The organism is Rhodococcus sp. ENV425, assembly GCF_002887785.1.
Classification (GTDB): domain Bacteria; phylum Actinomycetota; class Actinomycetes; order Mycobacteriales; family Mycobacteriaceae; genus Rhodococcus; species Rhodococcus aetherivorans.
The window spans coordinates 6110-7802 of record NZ_PCZU01000302.1 but is presented as its reverse complement, the minus strand read 5'-3'; the positions used below and the strand labels follow the sequence as shown (position 1 = coordinate 7802).

The following is a 1693-nucleotide window of genomic DNA, read 5'->3' as shown; positions in this document are numbered from 1 at the left end:
GGACCTTGACCTGGAAGTCGGAGCGGCCGACGTACTCGAGGTCGTGCTCCTTGGTCCAGCGCACGACGTCGCCGGTGCGGTACATCCGCTCCCCCGGCACCCCGAACGGGTCGGCGACGAAGCGCGCGGCGGTCAGGTCGGGTCGGGCGTGGTAGCCGCGCGCGAGGCCCGGCCCGGCGACATACAGTTCGCCGGCGACGCCGACGGGCACGGGGCGCAGCCGGGTGTCGAGGACGACGGCGTGGAAGGCGCGGGTCGGCCGGCCGATGGTGACGGGTTCGCCCGGGGTCAGGGGGTCGCTGACGGAGGTCATGATGGTCGCCTCGGTGGGGCCGTAGGCATCGACCATGCGGCGGCCGGGGGCCCAGCGGGCGACGAGTTCGGGTGGGCACGCCTCGCCGGCGACGAGGAGCACCTCCAGGCTGTCGACGGCGTCCGGGTCGAGGGAGGCCAGCGCGGTGGGCGTGATGAACGCGTGGGTGACCTGTTCGGTGTGCAGGACGTCGGCGAGTTCGTCGCCGCCGTACACGGTCGGGGGCACGATCACGAGGGTGGCGCCGGCCGAGAGGGCCATCATCTGTTCGAACACCGAGGCGTCGAAGCTCGGTGAGGCCAGGTGCGAGACGCGGCTGCCGGGCCGGACGTCGAGGTGGAGGTGTTCCTCGACGGCGAGGTCGGACAGGCCGCGGTGGGTGAGCACGACGCCCTTGGGCCGGCCGGTCGAACCGGAGGTGTAGATCAGGTAGGCGGGATGGTCGGGTTCGAGGGGCGCGGTGCGGTCGGTGTCGGTCGGGGGTTCGGGCGGGTACGGCGCGAGTTCGGCGACGGTGGTGGCGGAGTCGAGGGCGAACCACGGCACGGTGGCGGGCAGCCCGTCGCGGTGGGCGGTGACGGTGAGGCCGAGGGCGGCGCCGCTGTCGGCGAGCATGTATTCGATGCGGTCCCGGGGGTAGCTCGGGTCGACGGGCACGAAGGCGGCGCCGGTCTTGGTCACGGCCCACAGCGCGGTCACGGAGTCGAGGCTGCGGGGCAGGCCGAGGGCGACGACGGTCTCGGGGCCGACGCCGTAGTCGACGAGCATCCGGGCGAGGCGGCTCGAGTGGGCGTCGAGATCGCGGTAGGTGGCGCGGCGGGGCCCGTCGACGACGGCGAGGGCGTCGGGATCGACGGCGACGGCGTCGGCGAGGATCTGTGGCCACAGCCGGGTGCCGAGGGTGTGCGGGCCGTGCGCGGGGACCAGGGCGCGGGTCTCGTCGGCGGTGACGAGGTCGAGGTCGCCGACGGGGGTGTCGGGGGCGCCGGTGACGGCGTCGAGGAGGCGGACGAACCGGTCGGCGACGGCGGCGACGGTGTCGGCGTCGAACAGGTCGGTGGCGTAGACGAGGGCGGCGTCGAAGCCGGTGGGGGCGCCGGTGTCGTCGTGGTTCTCGCCGAGCAACAGTTCGAGGTCGAAGTTGGCCACCTTCGGATCCAGGGGCAGGCCGGTGACGGTCAGGTGCGGCAGTTCCAGGCGGGGGCGTTCGGTGTTCTGGAATTCGAGGGAGACCTGGAACAGCGGCGCGTGGGCGGTGGAGCGGGCGGGGTCGACGGCGTCGACGACCTGTTCGAAGGGGACGTCGGCGTGGGCGAAGGCGTCGAGGTCGGTGGTGGTGACGTCGGTGAGCAGGTCGGTGTAGGTGATCTGCCCGGGGAC

The 1693-nt window shown here is 73.4% G+C and carries 1 protein-coding gene; it reads right to left on the bottom strand.

Going from position 1 to position 1693, the window contains the following annotated elements; genetic code table 11:
* A partial coding sequence (locus tag CQZ88_RS32160; protein WP_258008866.1) for an amino acid adenylation domain-containing protein occupies window positions 1–1693 on the bottom strand: 1693 nt, incomplete at both ends.